This is a genomic window from Cupriavidus sp. a3 (genome assembly GCF_051015765.1).
Lineage (GTDB): Bacteria > Pseudomonadota > Gammaproteobacteria > Burkholderiales > Burkholderiaceae > Cupriavidus > Cupriavidus oxalaticus_A.
The window spans coordinates 1,286,299-1,313,037 of the sequence record NZ_CP170644.1; the positions used below are offsets into that span (position 1 = coordinate 1,286,299).

Genomic DNA, 26,739 nt, shown 5'->3' on the forward strand with positions numbered 1-26,739 from the left:
CGGCCATGCGTGGCGACGCCCGTTGCGGCGCCGCCCCATGCGAGGTCCGACAGCAACGCAGCATCCCAAGCCTTGCTTCCCATGCCACGACAAGACCAAGAAGCCTGTCAGGACCGCCATGCAAGTTGTTGCGATCTCGCTCCCGCGCCCACAGCGCGTACCGGTCGTCGGGGGCACCGGCAGCGTCGCTTCGCCGCACGCTCAATGCCGCTAGTCGTCCGACACACCGCCGCGGCGAGCCTGCTGGCCCTCCCCCTTTGCCTCGGCACCGCCCACGCCGCGCCGGCCGTGCAGCTGGGCTACGGCTTCGACGAGACCCATCACGTGCAGAAGGTCGAAATGGCCATGCTGTGGGATTCAGGCTTTGCGTGGGGCAATCCGCAGGGCTGGCTGATCGACCTCCAATGGGAAGTCAATATCGCGCGCTGGAACAGCAGCAGCGACAACAATCCGCATGACCTGTGGGAGTTCGGCGCCTCGCCGGTGGTCCGCATCGGCTGGTGGAAGCACGCGTGGGCGCCGTTCCTCGAACTGTCGGTCGGTCCGCGCTTGCTGACGGGAACGCGCACCTCGGACGACCATGTCATTTCCACGGCGTTCCAGTTCTCGGAATACGCGGGCCTGGGCGTAACCTTCGGCTCGGACCGGCGCTTTACCGCGGGCTACCGCTTCCAGCACCTGTCCAATGCCGGCATCAAGGAGCCCAATCCTGGCACCAGCTTCCACGTCTTCTATCTGCGCTACCGCTTCTGAGCGCCGCTGGCTGCGCGGCGCCCAGCGTTTCAAACAGGGCGCGCGTGGCTTCATCGGCGGGGAAGAAGGACTCGATGCGCAGCTCCTGCAGCGTGATGTCCTGCGGAATGCCAAGCGTGGTCAGCGTCGAGAACAGCGACGCACGGAACGCGCCCGCATGCAGCACGACCGGCAGCACCGGCGGCGGCGGTCCTTCGGCGCCGTCGTCATCGGGGAGCAGTGCGCCGCCGGGGCCGACCATGTCGGGATGCCACGCGGCGATGCGCCGGAAGATCTCGCGCGCGGTCTGGTCGTGGGCCTGGCTCTGCAACTCCTGCCAGACGCGCCGCAGCAGGTAGCGTCCGACCTGGCGCGCGTTCTCGATCACCGGCCACAATCCCTGTGGATCGAACACCGACAGCATCAGGTTGACCCGGCGCGGACCGCCGCCATGCCCGCCGCCCCGCCCGCCTTCGTCCTCCAGCGACGCGGGCGCGCGTCCGTCGAGCAGCGTATCGAGCATGCGCCGGTAAGCCTGGTTGGCGTCGACCAGGTTCCAGAACCGGTCCAGCACCACGGCCGGGTACGGCTCCTGCTTGGACAGGATCAACGCGATCGCCTGCTGCACCATCTGCAACGGCGGCGAGGCCAGCGCATGCTCGCTGTAGGCCGGGGCGAAGCCGCCCGCCAGCAGCATGCGGTTGCGCTGGCGCAGCGGCACGCCGAGTCGCTCGGCCAGCGCCAGCACCATTTCGCGGCTGGGGCGGGCGCGGCCGGATTCCAGGAAGGAGATGTGGCGCTGCGACACCCCGGCGGCCAGCGACAGCGCCAGCTGGCTGTAGCCGCGCTTGCTGCGCCAGTAGCGCAGCAGGCCGGGGAAGTCGAGAGTGGTTTCGGAGGCGGGGGTCAGCGTTTCCATGCACTTATTAGAGCATGGCCTGGTGCTGGGAGCGACTACCTGCCAGGTAATAGCAGCAATTCCCTGTCAGTGATTGCCTTGCCGCCGCTGCGACGCAGGCGTCACAGCGACGACTTCCTGTAATAGTCCGAATGGTATGCTTGCCCTCTTTGAACTCCCGGCGCGCAAAGGGCGCGCACTTTGATGGAAATTGCCATATTACTGGCGCTGATCTTGCTGAACGGCGTATTCGCGATGTCCGAGATCGCGCTGGTCACCGCGCGCAAGGCGCGCCTGCAGCGGCAGATCGAGAACGGCGACCGGGGCGCGATCGAAGCCGTCAAGCTGGGCGAGGATCCCACGCGCTTCCTTTCGACGGTGCAGATCGGCATCACGTCGATCGGCGTGCTCAACGGCGTGGTCGGCGAATCGACACTGGCGCAGCCCTTCGGCGACTGGCTGCACAGCAGTGTTGGCATGTCAGAGTCCACCGCCGGCTACGTCGCCACCGCGATCGTGGTGGCGGGCCTGACCTATTTTTCCATCGTGCTGGGCGAGCTGGTGCCCAAGCGCCTGGGCCAGATGGCCCCCGAAGCGATTGCGCGCCTGGTGGCGCGCCCGATCTCCTGGCTCGCGGTGGCGTCCACCCCCTTCGTCAAGCTGCTGTCGAGCTCCACCCGGCTGGTGCTGCGCCTGCTCGGCACCAAGACCGACAGCGGCCCGGGCGTGACCGAGGAAGAAATCCACGCCCTGCTGGTCGAAGGCTCCGAGGCCGGCGTGATCGAGCAGCACGAGCACACCATGGTGCGCAACGTGTTCCGCCTCGACGACCGCCAGCTGGCTTCGCTGATGGTGCCGCGCGGCGACGTCATCTACCTGGACGTGGACGCACCGCTGGAAGAAAACCTGCGCCGTATCGAGGAATCCGACCACTCCCGCTTCCCTGCGGTGCGCGGCGGCATGCACGACATCGTCGGCGTGGTCAGCGCGCGCCAGCTGCTGGCGCGCCGACTGCGCGGCGAAGAGGCCGACCTGATGGCAGTGATGCAGCCGGCGGTGTTCGTGCCCGAAAGCGTCACCGGGATGGAGCTGCTGGAAAACTTCCGCGCCTCGGGCGGCCAGGTGGCCTTTGTCATCGACGAATACGGCGAGGTGCTGGGGCTGGTGACGCTGCAGGACCTGATCGAAGCCATCACCGGCGAGTTCAAGGCCGAGGCCGCCGGCGAGGAATGGGCGGTGCAGCGCGACGATGGCTCGTGGCTCCTCGACGGCCTGATCCCCATCCCCGAACTGAAGGACCGCATCGGGCTGCGCCAGGTGCCTGAGGAAGAAAAGGAGCGCTACCACACGCTGTCGGGCATGCTGCTGCTGCTGCTCGGACGGCTGCCACAGATCGCCGACCGCGTCGAGTGGGGCGACTGGCGCTTCGAGATTGTCGACATGGATGGCAAGCGCATCGACAAGGTGCTGGCTTCGCGCCTGCCACCTGAAGACGGCCCGGAAGAAGAAACGACCGGCTGATGCCGCGCGGTGTTCAGGCAACCTCTTTGAGTGAAGCGCCAGCACCACATTGCCCCCCCGTCAAACGATAGGTGCGTAGTCCGCAACTTGTCGCAAATTGCAAGGTCTTGCCCCCGGCTTGGCTTAAGATCTGGCCTTGCAGCCCGTTGCGCTGCAGCAGGCGCGCGCAGTCACGCCTGACGAGAGCAGCCGGCCCGCGCCAGCGGTCCTGCCAGACGTGGACCACTGACAACGGGGAGACGCGGGACAGCGCCGCCAGCACGGCCTCCGCCCGCAGCACGATTCATGTATCCAGATGCCGACGATCCCGGCGGGACGCCATTGGGCGCATCGGGAAGCCCACAAGCGCCATCCGATGCGGACGCCCCGGCGCGGCCGGCCGGACTGCTGCGCTGGCGCAGCCCCGTGCTGGGGCGCGTGGCGCCGCAGGACTTCCTGCCGGCGCTGGAAACGCTCGGGCTGGTTGAACGCTTCGGCGGCTGGCTGCTCGACAGCGTGCTGCCGCTGGTGCGCAGCACCGAAGCGTTTGCGCCGCTGCAATTTACGCTGCTGGCCTCAAGCGCGCAGCTGCACCGCCCGCAAATGGTCGGTGCCCTGGCACGGGCCATCGACACCGGCGGCATTGCCGCGGAGCGCCTGTGCATCGAGCTGCCCGCCAGCGCGGTGCCCCCGGTCGCCGGTATCCTCGATTGCTTTGCAGACTTGCGCCGGCTACCTGCTGGCGCAACCTTTCCCGGCGGCCTGGCTGGTGCAGACGCACGCCGCTATCCGGCGGCGCGCCCGCGAGCTGCTGTCGCCGGCAGGCTGAAGCGGCCAAGCCGGGCGGCGCCAGCGGCGCCAGCGGCGCCAGCTGTTGTACCAGCTGTTGTACCGATTGCACGATTTACAAATTGGCACATACCAGATATCAACCGCGCTGACAGCGGCGGTAAAATCTGCCTCAAACCCTCAACCTAATGGAAAGGAGCCCGGCGTGAAGAAAGGTTGGATCTGGTGCGTTCTGTTTGCCACCCTGTTGGCTGGCTGCAACACGATGGCAGGACTCGGACAAGACATTCAGCGCGGCGGCCAGAAGCTGGAAAGCTCGGCGGACCGGCACAAGTAAGCCGGACCGCCACAACCGCGCAATGACGCGGCCTGGCCGCGTCTGCAGCAAAAACGGCACGCCCCGCGGCGTGCCGTTTTTGCATTGCGCTCAGCCCTTGCTGCGCAGCGCGCGTGCCTGCTCGGCCAGCGAACGGATACGGCCCCAGTCCTTGCCGGCAACCGCGTCCTTGGGCACCACCCACGACCCGCCCACGCACACCACGTTGGGCAAGGCCAGGTAGGTCGGCGCCAGCGCGGCATCGATGCCGCCGGTCGGGCAGAAGCGCAACTGCGGCAGCGGTCCGCCCAGCGACTTGAGCATCGGCACCCCGCCGGCCGCCTGCGCCGGGAAGAACTTCAGGAAGGTGAAGCCGGCCTCCAGCGCCAGCATGGCCTCGCTGGCCGTGGCCACGCCCGGCAACAGCGAGATCCCCGCGCCCTGCGCGCCCTGCGCCAGCGACGGGGTCAGGCCGGGCGACACGGCAAATTTGGCGCCGGCATCGCGCACGGCATGCAGCTGCTCGACCGTCAGGACCGTGCCGGCGCCCACGTACGCCTGCGGCAGCGCGGCGGCCACGGCCTTGATGGCTTCCAGCGCGACCGGCGTGCGCAGCGTGATCTCAAGCAGCGGCAGGCCGCCGGTGACCAGCGCCTCGCTGACGTGCAGGGCCTCATCCACCGAATGGAATTCCAGCACGGGGATCACCGGCACATCGGCCAGCAGGGGGAGCAGCGGGGAAGTCTGGTTTTGCATGTCGGTCTCGGGATAAAGGGTTCAGGAAAGCAAAGTCAGGGAATGCAGCCGGCTTAGCCGCCGCTCAGCCGCCAATCACCGAAACCGATTCGGCCAGCCGGGCCATCACGGTCTGCGCATCGGGGATCGGCGCCACCGCGCCATAGCCGGTGGTGGACAGCGCCGCGGCCACGTTGGCGTAGCGCGCGGCCTCGAACGGGTCGGCGCCCGCCGCCAGGCGCGCGACGAAGCTGCCGCCAAAGCAATCGCCGGCACCGGTGGCATCGACCGGCTTGACCGGATACGGCGCCACCAGCGTGCGCGACTCGGGCGTGGCCACGTAAGCGCCCTCCTCGCCCAGCTTGAGCGCCACCAGGCCGATGCCGCAGCCGAGCAGGTAATCGACGACGGCATCGCGGTCGTCCAGCCCCGTCAGCACGGTGATGTCGTCCCAGCTGGGCAGGCACACGTCGGTCAGCGCGAACGCTTCGCGCATGATGCCGCGCGCGCGCGCCAGCGACCACAGCCGCAGGCGCAGGTTGGTGTCGAGCGTGACTTTGGTGCCGGCCTTGCGCGCATGCTCCATCGCCGCCAGGCCCGCATCGCAGGCGCTGGTGCTGATGGCCAGGCTGATGCCCGACAGGTGCAGATAGCGCGCCGCGGCGATCGCGCCCAGCGGCAGCTGCTCATGCTGGTAGCGGCTAGCGGCGGAGCCTTCGCGCAGGTAGTCGAAGCGGTGGCCGTGGTTGTCGTGCGAGACAAAGTAGACGCCGGTCGGCGCGGACGGGTCCACGTGGACGTGGCGCGTATCGACCCGCTCCTGCGTCCACAGCGCGCGCAGGCGCTCGCCGAAGGTATCGGCGCCCACCGCGCTGATATAGCCGGTGCTGGCGCCCTGCCGCGCCGCGGCGATGCAGAAGTTGGAGGTATCGCCACCAAAGCCCTGCAGGTAGCGGTCGGGATCGTCGGGCTGCTGGTTGAACTCCACCAGCGGCTCGCCGTAGGCCAGGATATCGATGCTCATGGGGTGGCCCGCCTCAGAAGAAGGTTTGCACAATGTCGATCACGCGCAGGTCATGATCCAGCACCGGGATATGGCGCCACTTGTCGAAGGTCAGGCAAGGGTGCGAGATATCGAAGGCGACCATGTCGCCGACCTGGATGTCGTCGCCCGGCTTGATTTGCAGGTAGGCGTGCTGGTCCATCATGCCGGTCACTTCCCAGTGCGCGGGCACGTCGACCGGCGCCTCGCTGCCCGGGCGGTACAGCTGCGCGGGAGTCGGCATGCCGGCATCGAAGGCAGCATCGCGCTTGCCCATGCCGATGATGACGCGGTCCGGCTCGGGGATCGACTGCACGTAGGCCCATAGCTGCAGCGCCGGCAGCAGGCCCTCGCGCATCGTCTGCGCGACCGGGTTGCTGGCCAGGATGCGCTGCTGCGCGGCGCGATAGATGCCCACGTCATGGGTCAGGTAGCAGCCGGGACGCAGCACGATGTCGATCGGCGTGCCGATGTCGGTGCGCGCGAATTCCTCGGCAACCACGTCATACCAGGCCGAGCCCGCGCCCGACATCACCACCGGGCTGCGGCCGAAGCGGCCCTGCTGCGCCAGCTGCCGCGTCACCGCCACGGTGCGCTGCAGGAAGGCGCGGATATCGGCCTCTTCCTTCAGCACGCCTTCATAGATCTCGACACCCGCCAGCGACAGCGCCTGCGGCCAGCGCGCCAGCGCGTCGAGCACGGCCTGTTGCTGCGCGTCGTCGCGCACGCCGGTGCGCCCGCCCGCCACGCCCAGCTCCAGCAGCACCTGCAGCGTCTGGCCGCGCTCCTTGAAGAACTTGCCGAGCTGGTCGACCAGCGCGGCGGAGTCCACCAGCGCGAAGAACTCGAAGCCCGGATCGTCGCGCAGCAGGTCCGCAATGATTTCCATGTTGCGGCGGCCCACCAGCTGGTTGGCCATCAGCACCCGCTTGACGCCGTGCGCATGCGCCGCGGCGGTCTGGTGCGCGGTTGCCAGCGTGATGCCCCACGCGCCGGCGCCAAGCTGGCGCGCGAACAGCTTGGGTGCCATGGTGGTTTTGCCGTGCGGCGCAAGCTGCACGCCGTACTCGCCCATGAAGCGGCGCATCCATTCCAGGTTGTGCGCAAGCCGGTCTTCGTAAAGCACCGCGGCCGGCAGGCTCAGTTCTTCCTGCAGCAGGCTCCAGCCGGTGCGGGCGGCGTCCGGGGCCAGCGGGGCCTCCAGCCGCCCCAGTGCCTTGTTGAGCGGATCGATCACGCCGGCCTGATACTTTATTTCACGCATGCTTGTCATCACCCTGAAAAAATCTGATTGACGTAATGATAGCCCTGAAAATAAGATATTTCATCCTTGTTATAAAGTAACACGCTGACAGCACACAGGGAACCGCAGAGACAACGCCCAAGCTCGCGCCCGTCACTGTTATAGCCCTTGCGGACAGCGTCCGCCGCCTGCGTCACTTTGCCTCACGGCCCTGCCCCCAGCCACCCAACCATGACCGCGCCCTTCGACATCCTGACCCGCATCGCCGAGCGCGGCCCCGCGCTGCGCCTGGCCGAGCAGAAGGTCGCGCAGGTGGTGCTGGAAGACCTGGCCGGCGCCGCCGCCGCGAGCATCAACGAGCTGGCGCGCAAGGCCGGCGTCAGCGAGGCGAGCGTGACCCGCTTCGCCAAGGCCATCGGCTGCCGCGACGTGCGCGACCTGAAGCTGCGGCTGGCACAGGCCACCGCGGTGGGTGCGCGTTTCCTGCAACCCGGCGGCGCCGATGCAGCTGCCGAAGCCCCGGCAACGCTGGCCGACAGCATCCATGCCGACATCCTGACCGCGCTCGAAGTCAACCGCGGCCTGCTGGACGCGCAGCGCATCGAAGACGCCGCGCGCCTGTTGCTGGGCGCACGCATGGTCTACGCTTTTGGCATGGGTGGCGGCTCGTCGTTCCTGGCCGACGAGGCACGCCACCGCCTGGCGCGGCTGGGCCAGCCGGTGGCCAGCTACCAGGACGGCCTGCTGCAGAAGATGGTGGCGGCCACGCTGAGCCGCGACGACGTGGTGCTGGCGTTCTCGGCCAGCGGGCGCGTGCCGGAGATGCTGGCCAGCTGCGAGATCGCGCGCGAATACGGCGCAAAGCTGGTCGCGGTGACCGCGCTGGGCTCGCCGCTGGCCGCACGCGCCGACGTGCTGCTGCCGGTGCGCACGCTGGAGACGGATTTCATTTTCAAGCCGTCGGCGTCGCGCTACGCGATGCTGATGGTGCTGGACGTGCTGGCCACCCAGTGTGCGCTGCTGCAGCAGGACCAGAGCAAGGAGCGTCTGCGCCGGCTCAAGTACGTGCTGGACAGCCACCGCGGTGAGAGCGGCCCCACCCTGGGCCCGGACAGCCGCCAGCCGCTGGGAGACTGACCATGCCACACCTGTTCGATACCCTGATCCGCCTCGTCACGCTGATCGACGGCTCCGGCGCCGCCGCGCGCCTGGCCGACGTGGCGCTGCGCGACGGCCGCATTGCCCGCATCGATGAAGGCGGCGCGATCGATCCCGATGCCGCCGCGCACGTGGTCGAAGGCCACGGCCTGGTGCTGGCACCGGGCTTTATCGACGTGCATACGCACGACGATACCAACGTGGTGCGCCAGCCCGAGATGACGCCCAAGCTGTCGCAGGGCGTGACCACCGTGATCGTCGGCAACTGCGGCATCAGCGCCGCGCCGGTGACGCTCTCCGGCGAGCCGCCCGACCCGATGAACCTGCTCGGCCATGCCGACGCGTTCCGCTACCCCAGCTTCAAGGCCTACGTCGACGCCGTCGATGCCGCGCAGCCCGCGATCAACGTCGCCGCGCTGGTGGGCCATACCGCGCTGCGCAGCAACCATATGGACCGGCTCGACCGCGCCGCCACGCCCGCGGAAATCGCGGCCATGCGCGCGCAGCTGGAAGAGTCGCTGCAGCACGGCGCGCTGGGCCTGTCCACCGGACTTGCCTACGCCAATGCCTTCAACGCGCCGACCGAGGAAGTGCTGGCGCTGGCCGAGCCGCTGGCCCATGCCGGCGCGCTCTACGCCACGCACCTGCGCAGCGAGTTCGCCGAGATCCTCGACGCCATGGACGAAGCCTTCCGCATCGGCCGCCATGCGCGCGTGCCGGTGGTGATCTCGCACCTGAAATGCGCGGGCGTGGACAACTGGGGCCGCAGCACCGAAGTGCTCGACGCACTCGACGGCGCGCAGCGCTGGCAGCCCGTGGGCTGCGACTGCTATCCCTATACCGCCAGCTCGTCGACGCTGGACCTGAAGCAGGTCACCAGCGACTTCGACATCATGGTGACGTGGTCCGAAGGCGCGCCCGAGATGGGCGGCCGGCTGCTGGCCGATATCGCCGCCGAATGGCAGGTCGACCTGTACGAGGCCGCGCGCCGGCTGATGCCCGCCGGCGCCGTCTACCACTGCATGGAAGATGCAGACGTCGACCGCATCCTGAGCCACCCCGCCACCGTGGTCGGCTCGGACGGCCTGCCCAACGACCCGCTGCCGCATCCGCGCCTGTGGGGGGCGTTCCCGCGCGTGCTGGGCCACTATGCGCGCGACCGCGAGCTGTTCCCGCTCACCGTCGCCGTGAACAAGATGACCGGCCTGTCCGCCGAGCGCTTCGGCCTGCATGGCCGCGGCTTCGTGCGCGAAGGCTACTGGGCCGACCTGGTGCTGTTCGACGCCGCGACCATCCGCGACGCCGCCAGCTTCACCGACCCGATGCAGCCCGCCGAAGGCATTGCCGCGGTCTGGGTCAATGGCGAGCTGTCATGGCAGCAGCGGCAGCCGACCGGCATCCGCGCAGGACGCTTCCTGGCGCGCGGCGCCGACTGATTCGCTCCCTCTCCCTTTTCTTTCAATTTTTTCCCGGCAACAAATTCCAGGAGTACCCATGGACATCAAACGATTCGGCGTGGAAGGCGGCACCGGCCAGGGCGGCGCGCACATGCCCTTTGCGCGCGCAGTGGCGGCCGACGGCTGGCTCTACGTTTCCGGCCAGGTGCCGATGGTCGGCGGCGAGCTGATCGATGGCGGCATCGTGCCGCAGACCCACCAGGCCATCAAGAACGTGCTGGCGATCCTGGCCGAGGCCGGCTACGGCCCCGAGCACGTGGTCCGCTGCGGCGTGTGGCTGGACGATGCGCGCGACTTCGCCTCGTTCAACAAGATCTTCAAGGAATACTTCGGCGCCAACCCCCCGGCACGCGCCTGCGTGCAGTCGAGCATGGTGGTGGACTGCAAGGTCGAAGTGGACTGCATCGCGTACAAGAAGCCGGCGGCCTGAGCCTGCTGCCTGGTTGATTAACTGCTTCCCGACTGTTTGCTCCCCTCTCCCGCGCGGGGGAGAGGGCCGGCGTCACCACGAAGTGAGCCGCCACGGTGCTTGCCACGCGCCCGCCCTCTCCCCAACCCCTCTCCCGCAAGCGGGAGAGGGAAGAAAACAACAAGCCTAAACCTCTGCTGCCGCCACAAGCGGCCTTTATTCCACACAAGGAGACAATATGGGTCCCGTCACCGGAACCACGCTCTTGGTGTATGCGCTGATCGCCGTGATCGCACTGGTGGTGCTGATCGCGCGCTACAAGCTCAACCCCTTCATTACCCTCGTTGTCGTCTCGGTGCTGCTCGGCTTTGCCGTGGGCATGCCGATGGGCGACATCGTCAAGTCATTCGAAGCCGGTGTCGGCGGCACCCTCGGCCATATCGCGCTGGTGGTGGGCCTGGGCACCATGCTCGGCAAGATGATGGCCGAGTCGGGCGGCGCGGAACGCATCGCCAACACGCTGATCGATTTCTTCGGCGCCAAGAACGTGCACTGGGCCATGGCGACCATCGCCTTTATCGTCGGCCTGCCGGTGTTCTTCGAGGTCGGCTTCGTGCTGCTGGTGCCGATCGCCTTCAACGTGGCCAAGCGCACCGGCACGTCGATGGTGGTGGTCGGCATCCCGATGGTGGCCGGCCTGTCGGTGGTGCACGGCCTGATCCCGCCGCATCCGGCCGCGCTGCTGGCCGTGACCGCGTACGGCGCGGACATCGGCAAGACCATCATGTACGCGCTGATCGTGGGCATTCCCACGGCTGCCATCGCCGGGCCGTTGTTTGCGAAGCTGATGGACCGCTATGTCAAGCTGCCCGAGGTCAACCCGTTGGCCGACCAGTTCACCGAAGAGGATGAGCGCGTCAAGGAATCGCACGAACTGCCGGGCTTCGGCATCACGGTGTTCACCATCCTGCTGCCGGTGATGCTGATGCTGATCGGCAGCTGGGCCGACGTCTTCACCACGCCCAAGACCTTTGCCAACGACTTCCTCAAGCTGATCGGCAACTCGGTGATGGCGCTGCTGATCGCCGCGCTGGTGAGCTTCTACACCTTCGGCAAGGCGCGCGGCTTCAACCGCGAAACCATCCTGAAGTTCACCAACGAGTGCGTGGCGCCCACCGCCATCATCACGCTGGTGGTCGGCGCCGGCGGCGGCTTCGGCCGCATCCTGCGCGACTCGGGGATCTCCACCGCGATCGTCGATGTCGCCACCAGCGCGCAGGTGTCGGTGCTGGTGCTGGGCTGGCTGGTCGCGGTGATGATCCGCATCGCCACCGGCTCGGCCACGGTCGCCATGACCACCGCCGCCGGCATCGTCGCGCCGATCGCCGCCAGCGTGCCGGGCACCCGGCCCGAGCTGCTGGTGCTGACCACCGGCGCCGGCTCGCTGATCCTGTCGCACGTGAACGACGGCGGCTTCTGGCTGGTCAAGGAGTACTTCAACATGACCGTGACGCAGACCTTCCAGACCTGGTCGGTGTGCGAGACCATCATCTCGGTGGTGGCGCTGCTGCTGACGCTGGGCCTGGCCACGGTGGTCTGAGGCGCGAAAGCCGTACCGCGCACCTGTCCGCCGGGTGCGCGCGGCGGTGCCCGCGCTGCGCGGCGTGCCGGATAACGCACTGAAGCAACGGTTTACAAGGCTCCGGCCAGCGCCTAAGGTCAACCAGTGTATGACCCGTCCCGAAGCGCTTCCATGCCAATCGACCGCCGCTCATTCCTGGCCCTGGCCGCCGGGCTGACCGCCAGCGCCGCCGCCATCGCCCCACTATCCGCCGGGGCCGCCACCGTTGCCGTGCCCCTGCGCCGCAACATCCCCGGCACCACCGAGGCCCTGCCCGTCGTGGGCATGGGCACGGCCGACACCTTCAACGTCAGCAGCGAAGCCACCGAACGCAAGCCGCTCGCCGAAGTCATGGCGATGCTGTTGCGCACCGAAGGCTCGGTCATCGACACCGCGCCCAGCTATGGCAACGCCGAGGCAGTGACCGGCGACCTGCTGCGCGCGGCCAACGCCCGGCAGCGCGTGTTCCTGGCGACCAAGATCTCGGCCCAGTCCGGCGCCCCGGCGCAGGCGCAGTGGGGGCGCTCGCTGGCCGACCTGCGCGTGGACAAGGTCGACCTGCTGCAAGTGCACAACCTGATCGACTGGCAAGGCAACCTGCGCTTCCTGCGGGAGCTGAAGGAACAGGGCCGCATCCGCTACCTGGGCATCACCCATTACCGCGACGACGCGCACGAGGCGCTGGAGCGGATCGTGCGCAACGAGCGCGTCGATTTCGTCCAGGTCAATTACTCGGTGGCCGAGCGCAATGCCGAGCGCGTGCTGCTGCCGCTGTGCCAGGAGCGCGGCGTCGCGGTGCTGGTCAACCGCCCGTACCAGGACGGCCGCCTGTTCCGCGTGGTCAAGGACCGGCCGCTGCCGCAGTGGGCCGGAGACATCGACTGCGGCTCGTGGGGCCAGCTGTTCCTGAAATTCATCGTCAGCCATCCGGCGGTGACCGCCGCCATCCCCGCCACCTCCAAGCCGCGCAATATGGCCGATAACCTCGGCGCCGCGCTGGGGCGCATGCCCGATCCGGGCCAGCGCGAGCGCATCGCCGCGCTGCTGGCCTGAGGCGCGACGGGCCGCATGGACGAACCCGATCGCGACGCATCCGCCGGCGGCGGCCTGGCACGGCTGCGGCGCGGCTTCGGCATCCGCCCCGGCGAGGCCGGCGCGGTGGTGGCCGGCTTCCTGTTCTTCTTCTGCCTGTTCGCCAGCTATTTCATGCTGCGCCCGGTGCGCGAGACCATGGGCATCGCCGGCGGCGTGAAGAACCTGCAATGGCTGTTTACCGCGACCTTCGTCGTCATGCTGGCGGCGATCCCGGTGTACGGCGCGGTGTGCGCGCGGCTGCCGCGGCGGCGCTTCGTGCCGTGGGTCTACGCGTTCTTTATCGCCAACCTGCTCGCCTTTGCCTTCGCCACGCGCGCACGGCCGGACGATGTCTGGCTGGCGCGCGTGTTCTACGTGTGGCTGTCGGTGTTCAACCTGTTCGTGGTGTCCGTGGCGTGGAGCCTGATGGCCGACGTGTTCCGGCCGGAGCAGGCGCGGCGGCTGTTCGCGCTGCTGGCCGCGGGCGCCAGCGCGGGCGGGCTGGCCGGGCCGGTGCTGGGCGGCTGGCTGGTGCCGCGCATCGGGCTGACGGGGCTGATGCTGTTGTCCGCGGCGCTGCTCGCCGCGACGCTGCCGGGGGTGGGCTGGCTGTTCGGCTGGCGCCGCCGAGCCGGCGCGGGCCATGAAGTGCCCGCGGATGCCGCCAGCGATCCCGCCAACCCGGTCGGCGGCGGCCTGTGGGCGGGGCTGGCGTTGTTGCTGCGCTCGCGCTACCTGCTCGGCATCGGGCTGTTCGTGATCCTGCTGGCCACGGCCAGCACCTTCCTGTATTTCGAGCAGGCGCGGCTGGTGGCCGAGGCCTTCCCCGAGCGCACACGGCAAACCCAGGTCTTCAGCGCGCTCGACGCCACGGTCCAGGCGCTGACCATCCTGGTCCAGCTGTTCTTCACCGGCCGCATGGCGCGGCGCTACGGCGTCACGCTGCTGCTGACCGCGGTGCCGCTGGCGGTCGCGGCGGGCTTCGTGGTGCTGGCACTGGTGCCGACCTTCGGCGTGCTGGCGGGCGTGATGATCCTGCGGCGCGTGGGCGAGTATGCGCTGCTGCGGCCCGGGCGCGAGATGCTGTTCACGGTGGTCGATCCCGAGACCAAGTACAAGGCCAAGAACGTGATCGACACCGCGGTCTATCGCGCCGGCGATGCGGTCAGCGCATGGGTCAAGACCGCCATCGATACGATTTCCGGCCAACCCGCCACGGTCGCCCTGGCGGGTGCCGGGCTGGCGCTGGCATGGGCAGCACTGGGATGGTGGCTGGGGCGGCGGCACGAGACCGAGCTGGCGCCGCGGGAGGCGAGCCGCCACGCCGGGGCCGAAGGCGCGACCACGACTTCGCGCTGATCCCTGCTTCAGAACCTGGCACTGGCCTGGTGTCACCGGATGGTCGTATAGTCTTGCTCTTGCGCTCGGGCCTGCGTTGCCGGTGTCTTTGCCCGCCGCCGAGCCCATCCGTACATCTTTTCCCCGGAGGACCCCATGAAGACCAAAGCCGCCATCGCCTGGAAAGCCGGCGCCCCGCTGACCATCGAAGACGTGGACCTGGACGGCCCGCGCGCCGGGGAAGTGCTGGTGGAAGTGAAGGCCACCGGCATCTGTCATACCGATTACTACACGCTGTCCGGCGCCGATCCCGAAGGCATTTTCCCGGCGATCCTGGGCCATGAAGGCGCCGGCATCGTCACCGACGTCGGCCCCGGCGTGACCTCGCTCAAGCCCGGCGACCACGTGATTCCGCTGTACACGCCGGAATGCCGCCAGTGCAAGTTCTGCCTGTCGCGCAAGACCAACCTGTGCCAGGCGATCCGCGCCACGCAGGGCAAGGGCCTGATGCCGGACGGCACCTCGCGCTTCTCGCTCGACGGCAAGCCGATCTTCCACTACATGGGCACCTCGACCTTCGCCAACCACATCGTGGTGCCGGAGATCGCGCTCGCCAAGATCCGCCCCGATGCGCCGTTCGACAAGGTCTGCTACATCGGCTGCGGCGTGACCACCGGCGTGGGCGCGGTGCTGTTCACCGCCAAGGTGGAAGCCGGCGCCAACGTGGTGGTCTTCGGCCTCGGCGGCATCGGCCTGAACGTGATCCAGGCCGCAAAGATGGTCGGTGCCGACAAGATCATCGGCGTGGACCTGAACCCGGCGCGCGAGGCCATGGCGCGCAAGTTCGGCATGACGCATTTCATCAACCCGAAGCAGGTCGAGAACGTGGTCGACCACATCATCCAGCTGACCGATGGCGGCGCGGACTACTCGTTTGAATGCATCGGCAATACGCAGGTCATGCGCCAGGCGCTGGAGTGCTGCCACAAGGGCTGGGGCAAGTCGATCATCATCGGCGTGGCCGAGGCTGGCGCCGAGATCTCGACGCGCCCGTTCCAGCTGGTGACCGGGCGCGAGTGGAAAGGCTCGGCCTTCGGCGGCGCGCGCGGCCGCACCGACGTGCCCAAGATCGTCGACTGGTACATGGAAGGCAAGCTCAATATCGACGACCTGATCACGCACACGCTGCCGCTGGAGCGCATCAACGAAGGCTTCGACCTGATGAAGCGCGGCGAGTCGATCCGCTCGGTGGTGTTGTACTGAGGACGGCGCCGACATGGAACTGTTGGAACTGATCTCGCAACACGGCTGCCATGGCGGCGTGCAGCGCTTCTACCGCCATGATTCGGCGGCGATCGGGCTGCCGATGCGCTTCTCGGTGTTCCTGCCGCCGCAGGCGCAGGGCGGCGCCAAGGTGCCGGTGCTGTTCTACCTGGCCGGCCTGACCTGCACAGAAGAAACCTTCATGATCAAGGCCGGCGCGCAGCGCTTTGCCGCCGAACACGGCCTGATGCTGGTCGCGCCCGACACCAGCCCGCGCGGCGCGGGCGTGCCGGGCGAGGCCGATGCGTGGGACTTCGGCGTGGGCGCGGGCTTCTACGTCGACGCCACCGAGGCGCCCTGGAGCCGGCACTGGCGCATGGAAAGCTATGTCGCCGAGGAACTGTTCGACCTGGTCACCACCGCGCTGCCGGGCGAGGCGTCGCGCGTGGGGATCTTCGGGCATTCGATGGGCGGCCACGGCGCGCTGGTGCTGGCGCAGCGCCACCCCGGGCGCTTCCGCTCGGTGTCGGCATTCGCGCCGATCGCCGCGCCGATGCGCTGCCCGTGGGGCGAGAAGGCCTTCACCGGCTATCTCGGCATCGACCGTGGGGCATGGACGCAGTACGACGCCACCGAGCTGATGGTGCGCCAGCAAGGCGCGCCGTTCCCGGCCGGCATCCTGGTCGACCAGGGCCTGGACGACCAGTTCCTGCAGACCCAGCTGCACCCCGACGCATTCGAGGCCGCCTGCCAGGCGGCGGGCCAGCCGCTGACGCTGCGCCGGCACAGCGGCTACGACCACGGCTATTACTTCATCACGACCTTCATCGCCGACCATATCCGGCACCACGCCGGGCAGCTCTAGCGCCTGAGCGCTCAAGCGCACCCATAGCCCCGCACCGGCCCCCATTCAGGGGATGCCCGGTGCCGGGCCCGATCCCATAATTGCTGCTCGACCGGCCTCAGAGCCGGAACAAGATGGGGTCACATCATGAACCACGTCGTCTCCCTCGGCGGCTATATCCTCGGCTGCCTGGCAGCGCTGCTGATCGCGGTGCGATGGTTGTTGCGCAATGACCCGGTGCTGCGCACCGACGAGCCGCACGAACCGCCACGACGAACCGACTAGCCAGGCGCCGCGACAGCGCCGGCACAAGCGGCGGCAACCTCACATCCCACGGACGGCACGACGGCGCGCCCCTGGCGGCGCCCGCTGGCCCTGCTCGCCCCGTATCATTACGGGTCGCGCCGGACCGGCGCATTACCGTCACGCCGCAGCCAGCCCTGTCCGATGTCCGTCCCGATTGCCCTCCTCACCATCACGACCGCGCTCAGCGCCATGATGCTGGCCATCGTGTGGTCGCTGCGCCGCTGTGGGCTGCCGGGTGTAGGCGAATGGTGCAATGCCAACCTGACCGCGACCGGGGCGCTGGTGCTGTTCTCGCTGCGCGGCATGATCCCGGATTTGTTGTCGGTTGGCGTTGCCAACGCCGCGCTGGCGTGGTCGCTGACCCTGTTCTACGCCGGCAGCGTGCGCTTCTGCGGCGGCGTGCCGCCGTGGCGGCGGTTGCTGGCGGCGACGGCGGTGACGACTGCAGGCGTGATCGTCTGGCGCTATGCCGTCGACGTCTTCACCACGCGCGTCGTCATTGTCTCGGTCTTCCATGCGGTGCTGTGCGCGCTGATCGCGCTGACCTTGCTGCGCCGCCGCCCGCGCGGACAATCGGCACGGTTCTTCATCACGACCGCCTGCTTCGCGCTGTTTTTCGCCGCCGGCCATGCGGTGCGCGGCACGCTGTCGGCGCTGCAGTGGCTGGGCAATCCCTACCTGCAGGAATCCATGTTCCTCAACACGGTGTTCCTGACCCTGGGTGCGCTGGTGATGCCCGCGATGACCATGGGCGCGGTGCTGATGATCCATGACGCCATCGTGCGCCGGCTCGAAGCGGTCGCCAATACCGATACGCTGACCGGCGTGCTGTCGCGCAAGGCGTTCGAGGAAGGCGCACAGCGCGAGCTGGCGCGCGCCGCCGGCGGCAAGCCGGCGCCCGCACTGCTGATCGTCGACATCGACCATTTCAAGTCGGTCAACGACACCTACGGCCACGCGGCCGGCGATGCCGTGCTGCAGGCGTTCGCAAGGCTGGTGGCGGCGCAACTGCGGCCCGGCGACCTGCTGGGCCGTCTCGGCGGCGAAGAGTTTATGGTACTGCTGCCCGCCACCGGCGAGGCCGGCGCAGGCGCGGTGGCCGAGCGCATCCGCGCCTGCGTGCAGCGCCATGCGGTCACGACGGCAGCGGCGGACGGCGGCACCCACACCGTGCGCTATACCGTCAGCGGCGGCACCGCCGGCTGGCATCCGGGCCTGACGCTGGCGCAGCTGAGCGCGCGTGCCGATGCGGCGCTGTATCGCGCCAAGGTGGGCGGGCGCAACCGCATCGCGGCGCACAGCGGGCCTGCCGCAGCTACGCAGGCGGCAACGGAGACCGCGCAGGCGCTCGATGCCTGAGTCGCTTCAATCCCCCGTCAATCCCGTCAATCCCGTCAATCCCGTCAATCCTCTTCCACCACGCGGCGGTAAGCGCCGGGCCGCGAGCCGGTCCAGCGCCTGAATGCCCGGTGGAACGCGCCCGGCTCGGCAAACCCCAGTTCCGCCGCGATATCCGCCACCGGGCGGCCCGAATGGCTGAGCGCCTCGATGGCAAGGTCGCGCCGCAGCCCGTCCTTCAGGTCCTGGTAGCTCACGCCCTCGTCCATCAGGCGGCGCCGCAGCGATGAAGCCGACAGGTTCAGGCTGACCGCCAGCGCCTCGAAGGTGGGCCAGAGTTTGGGCCGCTGGTTGCGCAGCAGCCTGCGCACGCGCGCGCCGACGCTGCTGCGGTCGGAATACTTCACCACCACGTTGTGCGGCGCATCGCGCAGGAACGCCTTCAGGCTGCGCTCGTCCTGGCGCACCGGCTGGTCCAGCAGCGCGGCGTCGAACACCAGCGCCGTGGCCGGCTGGTCAAAGGCAAGCTGGCGCGAGTACATCACGCGGTATTCGGCGCTGTAAGGCGGCTCAGCGTAGTCGAACGCCGCGAGCCGCACCGGCACGCGCCGGCGCAACAGCCAGCTCATCAGTCCATGCAGCATGATCAGCATGGTTTCCTTGGCGAACACGCCGGGCTGCCGCCCCAGCGCCGCGTTGGGCGCGGTCAGCACCAGCGCGGCCTCGTCCCCGTGCCGGTCCAGGCGCACGCCGATATCGTCCAGCAGCAGCCGGAAATACCGCGTAATGCGCTCCAGCCCCTGCCCAAGCGTGCGGCTGCCGAAGACCGCGTGGCACAGCATGGCAAAGCTGCCGCACTTCATGCTGCGCGAATCCTGGCCGAAGAATTCGTCGTCCAGAGCGGCGGCGACCCCCAGCCACAGTTCGCTGTAGCTGGCCGCCGACACCCTGGCCTGCGGCACTGCCAGCAATTCGGGCGCGATGCCGGCGCTGCGCAGCACCGGCCCCGGGTCGATCTCGCGCGCCTGCAGCCCGGCGATGGCATGGTGGACAAAACAAAGCGCGACGCTGCCTTTTTCCATGGTCCGGCGGGTGGCAAACGAGTTCATGAAGATTGGCGGATTTTGGCATAGGAGCCCGCCCGCGGCGTTCCTACACTGCCCGCAGGCCACGACGCCGAGCGCGCATTCTGCCTCAGATGCGGCGCCGCGCCAACGCGCTTTACATAAAGCCCCCCGCGGAACAACACCACGCCAACCTGCCATGCACAGCGACTACACCGAACAGCAACAGATGATCCGCGACAGCGCGCGCGCCTTTGCCAGCGAGCGCCTGGCCGCCGGCGCCGCCCAGTGGGACCGCGACGGCCGCCTGCCCGAAGAGGTCGTCGCCGAAATGGGCGCGCTGGGCCTGCTCGGCATGATCGTGCCGGAGGACTGGGGCGGCACCTACACCGACTATGTCGCGTACGCGCTCGCCATCGAAGAAATCGCCGCGGGCTGCGCCGCCTGCGCCACGCTGATGAGCGTGCACAATTCGGTCGGCTGCGGCCCGATCCTGCACTACGGCACCGATGCGCAGAAGGAACGCTACCTGGCGCGCCTGGCCAGCGGCGAACTGATCGGTGCCTTCTGCCTGACCGAGCCGCAGGCCGGCTCGGAAGCGCACAACCTGCGCACGCGCGCCCGCTTTACCGACAACGGCTGGGTGCTCAACGGCAGCAAGCAGTTCGTCACCAACGGCCAGCGCGCCGGCGTTGCCGTAGTGTTTGCCTCGACCGAGCCGGAGCGCGGCAAGAAAGGCATCTCGGCCTTCCTGGTGCCGACCGACACGCCGGGCTTTGTCGTCCACGCGCCGGAGAAGAAGCTCGGCATCCGCGCCTCGGACACCTGCGCCATCACGCTGGAAGACTGCACCGTGCCGCACGACGCATTGCTGGGCGAGCCTGGCGAGGGGCTGCGCATCGCGCTGTCCAACCTCGAAGGCGGCCGCATCGGCATTGCCGCGCAGGCGATCGGCATTGCGCGTTCGGCGTTCGAGGCCGCGTGCCGCTATGCATCGGAGCGCATCCAGTTCGGCCGCCCGCTGCGCGAGCATCCGCCCATCGCCAACATGCTGGCCGACATGGCCACCGAGCTGAACGCCGCGCGCCTGCTGGTGCACCGTGCCGCGCGCATGCGCAGCGAGGGCGTGCCGTGCCTGTCCGAAGCTTCGCAGGCCAAGCTGTACGCGTCCGAGCTGGCCGAGCGCGTCTGCTCCAAGGCGCTGCAGATCCACGGCGGCTATGGCTACCTGGAAGACTACCCGGTCGAGCGCCACTACCGCGATGCCCGCATCACCCAGATCTACGAAGGCACCAGCGAGATCCAGCGCATGCTGATCGCGCGCAGCCTGTAATCCCTTGCCCACCTCATACCAACACACCGTCCGGAGACAACCATGAGCGCAGTGCCCAAGACCGACAATGCCGTGCCGACCGTACCGCTGCTGATCAACGGCGAATGGGTGGAATCGTCCGCCACCGAGTTCCGCCAGGTGGTCAACCCCGCCACCCAGGAAGTGCTGGCGCGCGTGCCGCTGGCCACCGCCAGCGAAGTCGCCGCCGCCGTCGGCGCCGCGCACCGCGCCTTTGCCACGTGGCGCCACACGCCCATCGGCGCGCGGCTGCGCATCATGCTGCGCTACCAGGCGCTGATCCGCGAGCACAGCAAGCGCATCGCCGCCATCCTGACCGCCGAACAGGGCAAGACGCTAGCCGATGCCGAGGGCGACATCTTCCGCGGCCTGGAAGTGGTCGAGCACGCCTGCTCGATCGGCACGCTGCAGCAAGGCGGCTTTGCCGAGAACGTCGCCTCCACCGTCGACACCTACACGCTGCAGCAGCCGATCGGCGTCTGCGCCGGCATCACGCCGTTCAACTTCCCGGCGATGATCCCGCTGTGGATGTTCCCGATGGCGATCGTCTGCGGCAACACCTTCGTGCTCAAGCCGTCGGAACAGGACCCGCTGTCGACCATGGAACTGGTCAAGCTGGCGCTGGAAGCCGGCGTGCCGGCGGGCGTGCTGAACGTGGTGCACGGTGCCAAGGATGTGGTCGATGCGTTGTGCACGCATCCGGACATCAAGGCGGTGTCGTTCGTCGGCTCGACCGCGGTCGGCACGCACGTCTACAACCTGGCCGGCGCGCATGGCAAGCGCGTGCAGTCGATGATGGGCGCGAAGAACCACGCCGTGGTGCTGCCCGACGCGCACAAGGAACAGACGCTGAATGCGCTGGCGGGCGCGGGCTTTGGCGCGGCGGGCCAGCGTTGCATGGCCACCTCCGTGGTGGTGCTGGTAGGCGCGGCGCGCGACTGGGTGCCTGAGTTGGTCGAGCGCGCCAAGACCCTGAAGATCGGCGCCGGCGTGGAGCCCGGTACCGATGTCGGCCCGGTGGTCTCGGTGGCAGCGAAGGAACGCATCCTCGGCCTGATCGCCGCCGGCGAGCGCGAAGGCGCGAAGCTGGTGCTCGACGGCCGCAACGTGCAGGTGCCGGGCTATCCGCAGGGCAACTTCATCGGGCCGACCATCTTCACCGAGGTCGGCACCGACATGACGATCTACACGGAAGAAATCTTCGGGCCGGTGCTGGTGGTGATCGGCGTCGAGACGCTGGACGACGCCATCGCGCTGGTCAACCGCAACCCGTTCGGCAACGGCACCGGCGTGTTCACGCAGAGCGGCGCCGCCGCGCGCAAGTTCCAGAGCGAAATTGACGTCGGCCAGGTTGGCATCAATATCCCGATCCCGGTGCCGGTGCCTTATTTCAGCTTCACCGGCTCGCGTGGTTCCAAGCTGGGCGATCTGGGGCCGTATGGCAAGCAGGTAGTGCAGTTCTACACGCAGACCAAGACGGTGACGGCGCGGTGGTTTGACGATGCGACGGTGAATGACGGGGTGAATACGACGATCAGTTTGAAGTGAGGCGTGGCACGTCGCAACGGCCGACGGTCTACTCCCCTCTCCCGCAAGCGGGAGAGGGGAGAAAACAAACGTTGTTCAAATACCTTCGCTGAAGGAGACACCCCATGCATATCGCCTTCATCGGCCTGGGCAACATGGGCGCGCCCATGGCGCGCAACCTGCTCAAGGCCGGCCATACCCTGACCGTATTCGACCTCAATGCCGCCACCGTCGCCGCGCTGTGCGCCGAAGGCGCCGCCAGCGCGGATACGGCACGCAAGGCCGTCGCGGAAGCCGACTTCGTCATCACCATGCTGCCCGCCGCCGCACACGTGCGCAGCGCCTACCTTGGTGAAGACGGCGTGCTCGCCGGCGTGCGCCCCGGCGTGCCGCTGGTCGATTCCAGCACCATCGATCCGGCCACCGTGCGCGAGCTCGCCGCCGCCGCGCAGGCCCAGGGCAATGCACTGGCCGACGCTCCCGTTTCCGGCGGCACCGTCGGCGCGCAGGCCGGCACGCTGACCTTCATGGTCGGCTCCACCGAAGCGCTGTTCGAGCAGGTGCGCCCGGTGCTTGCCGGCATGGGCCGCAACCTGGTCCATTGCGGCGGCACCGGCACCGGCCAGGTCGCCAAGATCTGCAACAACCTGATCCTCGGCATCTCGATGATCGGCGTGTCCGAGGCGATGGCGCTGGGCGTGAAGCTGGGCATCGACGCCAACGTGCTGGCCGGCATCGTCAATACCTCGACCGGCCGCTGCTGGGCGTCCGATACCTGCAACCCGTGGCCCGGCGTGATCGATACCGCTCCGGCCGGCCGTGGCTACAGCGGCGGCTTCGGCGCCGACCTGATGCTCAAGGACCTGGGCCTCGCCGCCGATGCCGCGCGCAGCGTGAAGCAGCCGCTGTTCCTGGGCGCGCTGGCGCAGCAGGTCTACCAGGCCATGAGCCACGCCGGCGAAGGCCAGCTCGATTTCTCCGGCGTGATCCGCCAGTACCTGTCCGCCACCGACAAGGAGCGCCAGCCATGATCGAATTCGCCCTCGATGGCCACGTCGCCACGCTGACGCTGAGCCGCCCGCCAGCCAACGCGTTTACCGCCGACGGCCTGCAGCAACTGCGCGATCTGGTGGCAAAGATCGATGCCAATCCCGAGATCCGCGCCGTTGTCGTGACCGGAGCCGGAGAGAAGTTCTTCAGCGCGGGCGCCGACCTGAACGGCTTCGCCGACGGCGACCGCGCCCATGCGCGCGCGATGGCGCAGCAATTCGGCAGCGCCTTCGAAGCGCTGCAGAACGCGCGCCCCGTGGTCATCGCCGCCATCAACGGCTACGCCATGGGTGGCGGCCTGGAATGCGCGCTCGCCTGCGATATCCGCATCGCCGAGGAACACGCGCAGATGGCGCTGCCCGAAGCCGCCGTGGGCCTGCTGCCGTGCGGCTGCGGCACGCAGACGCTGCCTTGGCTGGTTGGCGAAGGCTGGGCCAAGCGCATGATCCTGACCAATGAACGCGTCGACGCGGCCACCGCGCTGCGCATCGGACTGGTCGAGCAAGTGGTGCCGCGCGGACAGGCGCTGGCCACTGCGCTGGAGATGGCGCAACGCGCCTGCAAGGTCAGCCCGCGCGCCGCGGCGTACAGCAAGCAGCTGGTGCACCTGGCACGCCAGGGCGTGCCGCGCCAGGCAGCGCTGGCCTTGGAGCGCGAGCGCTTTGTCGACCTGTTCGACGGCGCCGACCAGCGCGAAGGCGTCAACGCCTTCCTCGAGAAACGCGCGCCGCAATGGCGCAACGCCTAGGAGCCCGCATGCGCCTGACCGAATCGGCCAACTCGCCGCACCATGCCGGCACGCAGGATGCCGCCGAGCCTGAGGCCCTGTTCGACGTCGTCAACGGCGTCGGCATTGCCACGCTGAACCGGCCGCGCCAGCTCAATGCGCTGTCGTACCCGATGATCGTCGCGCTGGGCGCACAGCTCGAAACCTGGGCGCAGGACGACGCCATCCGCGCCGTCGTGCTGCGCGGCGCGGGTCCCAAGGCCTTCTGTGCCGGCGGCGATATCCGCGCCCTGTACGACAGCTACCGCGACGGCACACCGCTGCACCGGCGCTTCTTTATCGACGAATACACGCTGGACTACCGCCTGCACCGCTATCCCAAGCCGCTGGTGGCGCTGATGGACGGCGTCGTCATGGGCGGCGGCATGGGGCTGGCGCAGGCCGCGCACCTGCGCATCGTCACCGAGCGCTCGCGCGTGGCCATGCCGGAGACCGGCATCGGGCTGGTGCCGGATGTCGGTGCCAGCCATTTCCTGTCGAAGCTGCCGGTGCAGCTGGCGCTGTATCTCGGCCTGACCGGCGTCACCATCGGCGCCGCCGATGCGCTGCTGTGCGGCCTGGCCGATGCCGCCGTCGACAGCGGCACGCTGGCCACGCTGGAGCAGACACTGGCCGGCATTACGTGGGGCCGCGACGTGCTCGCCGACCTGCGCCATGCGCTGGTGCGCGAACCCGTGACGAGCGCCGCCGACTCACCGCTGCTGCAGGTGCTGCCCGCGCTGCTGCGCCACTTCCCCGCGCATGCCACATTGCCGGAAATCCTGGCCGGCCTGGCGTGCCAGGACGATCCGCTCTACACCGCCTGGGCCACGCGCACCATCGACGTGCTGCGTACGCGCTCGCCGCTGTCGGCGTGTGCCACACGTGAACTGCTGCTGCGCGGCCGGCGCATGGACCTCGCCGACTGCTTCCGCATGGAGCTGGCAGTGGTGGTCAACACCTTCTCGCAAGGGGATTTCATCGAAGGCGTGCGCGCGCTGATCGTCGACAAGGACAACGCGCCGCGCTGGCGCACCACCAGCTATGAGGCGGTGGCGCCGGATGACGCGCAGGCACTGTTCCGGCCATGGTGGGCGCCTGGCGAGCAACCGTTGCCGCTGGCCCTTCCGGCCTGAATGCAACAAGCCAGCACCTGCGCCGCACCCCGCGGCGCAGGTTGCCACGACATCAGGCCTTGATCAGCCCATCCGCGCGGAACATCGCCTTGATGCCTCGCACGGCCTGCCGGATGCGCGATTCGTTTTCGATCAGCGCGAAACGCACGTACTCGTCGCCGTAGTCGCCAAAGCCGATGCCCGGTGACACCGACACCTTGGCCTTCGCCAGCAACTGCTTGGCGAACTCCAGCGAGCCCAGCGCGCGGTATGGCTCGGGAATGCGCGCCCAGATATACATCGACGCCTTCGGGATCTCCACCGGCCATCCTGCCTCGATCAGCCCCTTCGCCAGCACGTCGCGGCGCGACTGGTATTGCGCGGCGATCTCGCGCACGCATTGCTGGTCGCCTTCCAGCGCGGCGATCGCAGCGATCTGCACCGGCGTGAAGGTGCCGTAGTCGTGATAGCTCTTGATGCGCGTCAGCGCCGCCACCAGGTCGGGGTTGCCGACCATGAAGCCGATGCGCCAGCCCGCCATGTTGTAGCTCTTGGACAGCGTGAAGAACTCCACCGCGATGTCCTTGGCGCCCGGCACCTGCATGATCGAAGGCGCCTGGTAGCCATCGAAGACGATGTCCGCATACGCCAGGTCATGCACGACAAAGATATCGTGCTTGCGCGCCAGCGCGATCACGCGCTCGAAGAAATCAAGCTCGACGCATTGCGCGGTCGGGTTCGACGGAAAGCCCAGCACGATCATCTTGGGCTTGGGATAGCTGCCCCGGATCGCGCGTTCCAGCTCGGCAAAGAAATCGATGCCCGGCACCAGCGGCACCGAACGGATATCCGCCCCTGCAATCACCGCGCCGTAGATATGGATCGGGTAGCTGGGATCGGGCACCAGCACGGTGTCGCCGCGATCCAGCGTGGCCAGCATCAGGTGCGCCAGCCCTTCCTTGGAGCCGATGGTGACGATCGCCTCGGAATCCGGATCGATCTCCACGTCATAGCGCTCGCGGTACCAGTGCGAGATCGCGCGCCGCAGCCGCGGGATGCCCTTCGATGTGGAATAGCCGTGCGTGTCGGGCCGCTGCGCCGCCTCGGTGAGCTTGGCCACGATATGCGCCGGCGTGGCGCCATCCGGGTTGCCCATGCTCATGTCGATGATGTCCTCGCCACGGCGGCGGGCGGCCATCTTCAGCTCGGCGGTGATGTTGAAAACGTACGGGGGAAGGCGATCGATGCGCGCGAAGCGGCGCTTGCCGGAGGAAGCGGCAGTCATGTGGAGTCCTTTACGTAAGCGCCCGGAACCGTCCGAGCGACGTCGGCAGCCGCTGTTTCGGCTGCCTGGGGACTCATGTTAGCGGGGATGCCACCGTTGCACAACGGGTGTGTGTGCAGATGACTAGAGCCTGCCGCCAGGCAGACCGGTCGGGCGGTTGGCGGGCAGATGGCGTACGATGCAATCGAGCGCGGGAGAATCGGAGCGCCCGCCCAGCGCCGCACTGACCGAATCGCGGTACTGCTGGGCAGAGATGCGCTGGTAGTACAGGCGCGAAGTCTGGTCCAGCCAGTAGACGTAATCGTCGTCGCTGCGGCTGCCGCTGGTGCGCAGCCACTCGCTGATATTGTTCGTGCCGACCATCATGTTCGGGCATGCGGTCCGCAGCGAATCGAGATAGGCATTGAAGTCGGTGGCCTGGCGGCTGCGCACGGCGTCCGGCGCACAGGCGGCCAGCATGGCAACGGATGCCGCGGCGGCGGCGATGATGCGCGACGGCTTGGATGCAGGCAGCACGG

Annotated in this window: 26 protein-coding genes; 19 read left to right on the top strand and 7 right to left on the bottom strand. The window is 68.4% G+C overall.

What is annotated here, in order from left to right:
• Nucleotides 1-204 precede the first annotated feature (204 nt).
• Complete coding sequence (locus ACAD63_RS27660) at nt 205-753, top strand: acyloxyacyl hydrolase (RefSeq protein ID WP_434034062.1); 549 nt, start codon at nt 205-207, stop codon at nt 751-753.
• Here the strand turns inward: ACAD63_RS27660 and ACAD63_RS27665 are convergent.
• On the bottom strand, nt 695-1,651 hold the full coding sequence (locus ACAD63_RS27665) for a helix-turn-helix domain-containing protein (RefSeq protein WP_434034063.1): 957 nt from the start codon (nt 1,649-1,651) through the stop codon (nt 695-697). The genes ACAD63_RS27660 and ACAD63_RS27665 overlap by 59 nt on opposite strands.
• Before the next feature lie 183 nt (nt 1,652-1,834).
• Here ACAD63_RS27665 and ACAD63_RS27670 point away from each other — a divergent pair, with 183 nt between their 5' ends.
• The 3 genes from ACAD63_RS27670 (at nt 1,835) to ACAD63_RS27680 (ending at nt 4,256) form a co-directional block, all read left to right on the top strand.
• Nucleotides 1,835-3,151 (top strand): hemolysin family protein, encoded by a 1,317-nt coding sequence (locus ACAD63_RS27670; protein ID WP_135702550.1) that lies wholly within the window; start codon nt 1,835-1,837, stop codon nt 3,149-3,151.
• Between the two features lie 417 nt (nt 3,152-3,568).
• A complete protein-coding gene (locus tag ACAD63_RS27675) occupies nt 3,569-4,108 on the top strand; it encodes an EAL domain-containing protein (RefSeq protein ID WP_434034064.1) in 540 nt (179 codons plus the stop codon).
• 16 nt (nt 4,109-4,124) lie between these two features.
• Complete coding sequence (locus ACAD63_RS27680; protein ID WP_010814145.1) at nt 4,125-4,256, top strand: entericidin A/B family lipoprotein; 132 nt, start codon at nt 4,125-4,127, stop codon at nt 4,254-4,256.
• A gap of 90 nt (nt 4,257-4,346) precedes the next feature.
• Here ACAD63_RS27680 and ACAD63_RS27685 read toward each other — a convergent pair whose 3' ends face one another.
• The 3 genes from ACAD63_RS27685 to ACAD63_RS27695 all read right to left on the bottom strand — a co-directional run bounded on the left by ACAD63_RS27685 (nt 4,347) and on the right by ACAD63_RS27695 (nt 7,276).
• Nucleotides 4,347-4,991, bottom strand: a complete 645-nt coding sequence (locus ACAD63_RS27685; protein WP_133093220.1) for a bifunctional 4-hydroxy-2-oxoglutarate aldolase/2-dehydro-3-deoxy-phosphogluconate aldolase — start codon at nt 4,989-4,991, stop codon at nt 4,347-4,349.
• A gap of 64 nt (nt 4,992-5,055) precedes the next feature.
• Nucleotides 5,056-5,994 carry a sugar kinase gene (locus ACAD63_RS27690; RefSeq protein WP_195427395.1) on the bottom strand — a complete coding sequence of 313 codons (939 nt, stop codon included), beginning with the start codon at nt 5,992-5,994 and terminating at the stop codon, nt 5,056-5,058.
• Nucleotides 5,995-6,007: 13 nt separating this feature from the next.
• Nucleotides 6,008-7,276 (bottom strand): amino acid deaminase, encoded by a 1,269-nt coding sequence (locus tag ACAD63_RS27695; protein ID WP_434034065.1) that lies wholly within the window; start codon nt 7,274-7,276, stop codon nt 6,008-6,010.
• 210 nt (nt 7,277-7,486) lie between these two features.
• On the opposite strand from ACAD63_RS27695, the gene ACAD63_RS27700 reads away from it, so the two are divergent.
• The 10 genes from ACAD63_RS27700 to ACAD63_RS27745 all read left to right on the top strand — a co-directional run bounded on the left by ACAD63_RS27700 (nt 7,487) and on the right by ACAD63_RS27745 (nt 18,084).
• Nucleotides 7,487-8,392: a MurR/RpiR family transcriptional regulator gene (locus ACAD63_RS27700; RefSeq protein WP_135702540.1), complete on the top strand. Its 906-nt coding sequence runs from the start codon at nt 7,487-7,489 to the stop codon at nt 8,390-8,392.
• 2 nt (nt 8,393-8,394) lie between these two features.
• Nucleotides 8,395-9,849: an N-acyl-D-amino-acid deacylase family protein gene (locus ACAD63_RS27705; RefSeq protein WP_135702538.1), complete on the top strand. Its 1,455-nt coding sequence runs from the start codon at nt 8,395-8,397 to the stop codon at nt 9,847-9,849.
• A gap of 58 nt (nt 9,850-9,907) precedes the next feature.
• Complete coding sequence (locus tag ACAD63_RS27710) at nt 9,908-10,300, top strand: RidA family protein (protein ID WP_063240271.1); 393 nt, start codon at nt 9,908-9,910, stop codon at nt 10,298-10,300.
• Nucleotides 10,301-10,517: 217 nt separating this feature from the next.
• A complete protein-coding gene (locus tag ACAD63_RS27715; protein WP_133093225.1) occupies nt 10,518-11,879 on the top strand; it encodes a GntP family permease in 1,362 nt (453 codons plus the stop codon).
• Between the two features lie 153 nt (nt 11,880-12,032).
• On the top strand, nt 12,033-12,953 hold the full coding sequence (locus tag ACAD63_RS27720; RefSeq protein WP_434034066.1) for an aldo/keto reductase: 921 nt from the start codon (nt 12,033-12,035) through the stop codon (nt 12,951-12,953).
• Between the two features lie 15 nt (nt 12,954-12,968).
• Entirely contained in the window at nt 12,969-14,333 is a 1,365-nt protein-coding gene (locus tag ACAD63_RS27725; RefSeq protein WP_135702534.1) for an NTP/NDP exchange transporter, read from the top strand.
• A gap of 135 nt (nt 14,334-14,468) precedes the next feature.
• Nucleotides 14,469-15,575 (top strand): S-(hydroxymethyl)glutathione dehydrogenase/class III alcohol dehydrogenase, encoded by a 1,107-nt coding sequence (locus tag ACAD63_RS27730; protein WP_063240278.1) that lies wholly within the window; start codon nt 14,469-14,471, stop codon nt 15,573-15,575.
• A gap of 22 nt (nt 15,576-15,597) precedes the next feature.
• Nucleotides 15,598-16,440, top strand: coding sequence for an S-formylglutathione hydrolase (gene fghA / locus ACAD63_RS27735; protein ID WP_167884568.1), 843 nt, complete (start codon nt 15,598-15,600; stop codon nt 16,438-16,440).
• 126 nt (nt 16,441-16,566) lie between these two features.
• Nucleotides 16,567-16,704, top strand: coding sequence for a hypothetical protein (locus ACAD63_RS27740; RefSeq protein WP_165971434.1), 138 nt, complete (start codon nt 16,567-16,569; stop codon nt 16,702-16,704).
• Nucleotides 16,705-16,866: 162 nt separating this feature from the next.
• Nucleotides 16,867-18,084: a GGDEF domain-containing protein gene (locus ACAD63_RS27745; protein WP_434034067.1), complete on the top strand. Its 1,218-nt coding sequence runs from the start codon at nt 16,867-16,869 to the stop codon at nt 18,082-18,084.
• 44 nt (nt 18,085-18,128) lie between these two features.
• On the opposite strand, the gene ACAD63_RS27750 is transcribed toward ACAD63_RS27745, so the two are convergent.
• Nucleotides 18,129-19,145 (bottom strand): AraC family transcriptional regulator, encoded by a 1,017-nt coding sequence (locus tag ACAD63_RS27750; protein ID WP_434034662.1) that lies wholly within the window; start codon nt 19,143-19,145, stop codon nt 18,129-18,131.
• Between the two features lie 181 nt (nt 19,146-19,326).
• On the opposite strand from ACAD63_RS27750, the gene ACAD63_RS27755 reads away from it, so the two are divergent.
• From ACAD63_RS27755 to ACAD63_RS27775, 5 genes are all read left to right on the top strand, one after another.
• Nucleotides 19,327-20,460 (top strand): acyl-CoA dehydrogenase family protein, encoded by a 1,134-nt coding sequence (locus ACAD63_RS27755; RefSeq protein WP_195427400.1) that lies wholly within the window; start codon nt 19,327-19,329, stop codon nt 20,458-20,460.
• A gap of 42 nt (nt 20,461-20,502) precedes the next feature.
• Nucleotides 20,503-22,026 (top strand): CoA-acylating methylmalonate-semialdehyde dehydrogenase, encoded by a 1,524-nt coding sequence (locus ACAD63_RS27760; RefSeq protein ID WP_434034068.1) that lies wholly within the window; start codon nt 20,503-20,505, stop codon nt 22,024-22,026.
• 104 nt (nt 22,027-22,130) lie between these two features.
• Nucleotides 22,131-23,036, top strand: a complete 906-nt coding sequence (gene mmsB, locus ACAD63_RS27765) for a 3-hydroxyisobutyrate dehydrogenase (protein WP_434034069.1) — start codon at nt 22,131-22,133, stop codon at nt 23,034-23,036.
• Nucleotides 23,033-23,803, top strand: a complete 771-nt coding sequence (locus tag ACAD63_RS27770; protein ID WP_135702524.1) for an enoyl-CoA hydratase — start codon at nt 23,033-23,035, stop codon at nt 23,801-23,803. Before mmsB ends, ACAD63_RS27770 begins: the two co-directional genes overlap by 4 nt.
• A gap of 8 nt (nt 23,804-23,811) precedes the next feature.
• Nucleotides 23,812-24,957, top strand: coding sequence for an enoyl-CoA hydratase/isomerase family protein (locus ACAD63_RS27775; protein ID WP_135702522.1), 1,146 nt, complete (start codon nt 23,812-23,814; stop codon nt 24,955-24,957).
• Nucleotides 24,958-25,009: 52 nt separating this feature from the next.
• On the opposite strand, the gene alaC is transcribed toward ACAD63_RS27775, so the two are convergent.
• Nucleotides 25,010-26,221, bottom strand: a complete 1,212-nt coding sequence (gene alaC / locus ACAD63_RS27780) for an alanine transaminase (RefSeq protein ID WP_434034070.1) — start codon at nt 26,219-26,221, stop codon at nt 25,010-25,012.
• 123 nt (nt 26,222-26,344) lie between these two features.
• Nucleotides 26,345-26,737 (bottom strand): hypothetical protein, encoded by a 393-nt coding sequence (locus tag ACAD63_RS27785; RefSeq protein ID WP_133093236.1) that lies wholly within the window; start codon nt 26,735-26,737, stop codon nt 26,345-26,347.
• Nucleotides 26,738-26,739: the final 2 nt, after the last annotated feature.